Raw genomic sequence first — 2,592 nt, 5'->3', positions numbered from 1 at the left:
TCTCGTTCAGAGCAAAACTCTCTGCACCAGCAACACGTTGTTTTTCCACAGAATCTGCGGTAAGCGGTCCTTCGCTGCGGTTGCGCGACAATCAAAATAGATCTGAGAAAGCCGACCTTAGAACAGTCGATAGTCACTTTGGCGCTACCGTACCAACTTACACGGAATGCCCGCGGATTGTTGGGTGTTGCCGTTTTCGCATCGCTCAAAAAACTAGGCTAAAGGTGTATCCTCCATCCACAACCAACCGAGGACTACTTTTAGTTGCGGACGACAGGATCTTGCGGCACTCTGGGTTGACAGAAACGTCGCTTTTTTGAGCTTCTAATAACTACCCGAAAGATTCGGACGTGTTTATCAAACGTGTTGTTGAGTTAAAGAACGCTGGAGTGTGGAAAGACTTTTCATCAGCCAGCAATCTTGAACTCGCACACTGGTCTATGGGTTCAATGGTTCCGGAAAGACCACCCTTTCAAGAGTGCTATCTTCAATTCAGCGAGAACACCTAGAAGAGCGCTTACCTGAGGAAACGACTTTCAGAATTGAAGCGTCAGACGGTACAGCTGTTTCACAGGACCCGATTTCTAACCCATTTGGGACCAGCCTTTTGGTTTTCAACACGGATTTTGTGTCCAGAAATTTTGAGTGGGATGCCAGCAGCACGAAGGGGATTGCCTATCTAAGTGAGAAGAAGGTCGGTGCTCGAAAAGAGTTTGAAGAGATCACTCCGAAACTTTCGACCGCGAGGCAAACAACCAAAGCTAAAGAGGAAGCGAAAAAGAAGGCCGATAAAGCCCTATCTGATTTCAAGACTAGAGTAGCGCGCAGCATCCGAGAAGTGGCGTCATCGAGCACCTACACGCAGTCCTACGATGCTCGGAAAATCCAGGGACACTACTCAAAGGCATCCTTCGGAACGGAGAAAAAGTTGTCCGAAGATGACCTCAAGAAACATCAAGGGGTTCTTGGTCAGCGAGAACCACTGCCAACCCTTCTTTTTTCTCCGAACCTGCCAGAAGGTCTGGCTGATTGGTTCAAGTTAGGTCAATCGCTTCTTGCTCAGAGTATTTCCGGCATTGCGCTAAGAGAATTCGAAGCTCATTCGGATGCTCTTCGTTGGGTCGAGGAAGGACTTCACTATCATGACGCCCACAGCGTAACGGACTGCCTGCTTTGCGGTAATCCGTTCTCAAAAGACCGTCGTAGCCAACTACGTGCTTTGTTCGATGAATCGTGGACTGAGGTAGTGACAGCCCTAGAAGACGCAGTGAATCGTGGTCAGGAACATCAATCAGCCCTACGGGAACTCTATCGTTCCATCCCGAAGGAGACTGAAATCACCACAGAGGAGCGCGAAGCTTTTGCCAGGGACAAAGCGTCTATGGAGGCTGCCATCAAGCAACTCGGTGTGTGTGTCGGCGAGCTTCTAGAAGGCCTAGAAGCAAGGGGCGCAAATCCTACTAAAGAAGTGGTGGTCGGGGGTGAACTGGCAGGCTTTGACCTCGAAAAATGGCTTGCAGAATATGCGATTATCGAAGTCGCCTCGGCGGCGACCGTGAAGAAGCACAACGATGCTTTTGCGAGCTTCGCGGCTTTGCAGAAAGGAGCTTTCACCAAGATCGAAGCTCACGTCCTGGCAACCAACCAAAGCGAGTGGAACCGCATTCAGAAGGACGTGCAAAATGCTGAGACTGAGTTGGTAACAGCACGAACAGACGAAAAGGGTCTTTCCGACCGCCAGCTAGAACTTCGCAACGACCTACAAGACCACGGTGTAGGCGCGGACAAAATGAACGAACTCATTTGGGCCTATCTGGGCCATAAGGAGCTTCGTCTTGTTGCAGAGGATGGCGGATACAAAATTCTGCGACCAAGCGGAAAACCAGCAACGGAGCTGAGCGAGGGGGAGCGCACAGCGGTTTCATTTTGCTATTTCCTGACCCAGCTGGCGGCTGAAGGCCGAAAGCTTGAAGACCTCGTTCTGGTTATCGACGACCCGATTTCGAGCCTTGATACGGCAGCTCGGACTTATGCCTATAGCTTAATGACCCGCACGACCAAGAAGTGTGCACAAGTCATTGTTCTCACCCACAATACGAGCTTCATGAACATGGTGAAGCGTGAGTTTCAAAACCTCCAAAAACGGAACGAAGCCAAAAAAGTAACTTCGCTCTTGTCGCTCGATTGTCGGAGCTCTGGAGATGGAGACGAGCGCGTCACGTCGCTTGTGCCGATGCACGAGCTGCTGGTGAACTATGACAGCGAATACCACTACCTATTCAGCTTGGTTCAGGACGCGGCACAAAAGAAGACGACTGACTATGTGTTCTTGCTTCCGAACGCGACCCGTAAGCTCCTCGAGATGTTTGCGACCTTCTGTTCCCCAGGGCAAGCAAACTTTGCAGGCGCACTTGGAGACCACCACGAGTTAGTGAAAGACAAGCTCGATGTGCGGGCGCTGGAGCGCCTCGTTCAAATCGAATCCCACGGCACTATAGACGGACTCGGAACCCTGCCAGACCTTACCCTCGAGGAAGTGACCCAGCCCCCTGAAATCAGGCCATTGAGGTGCTAGTAATCCGTCCAAGCAAA

Annotated in this window: 1 protein-coding gene; it reads left to right on the top strand. The window is 51.0% G+C overall.

The features are described 5' to 3' along the window. The first annotated feature begins 433 nt into the window (after positions 1-433). Entirely contained in the window at positions 434-2,575 is a 2,142-nt protein-coding gene (locus GTF44_RS21845; protein WP_216370108.1) for an AAA family ATPase, read from the top strand. The last annotated feature ends 17 nt before the right edge of the window (positions 2,576-2,592 follow it).

This window comes from Roseobacter sp. HKCCD6576-2 (assembly GCF_013179285.1).
Lineage (GTDB): Bacteria > Pseudomonadota > Alphaproteobacteria > Rhodobacterales > Rhodobacteraceae > Rhodophyticola > Rhodophyticola oceani.
This window is presented reverse-complemented; position numbering and strand designations above follow the sequence as displayed.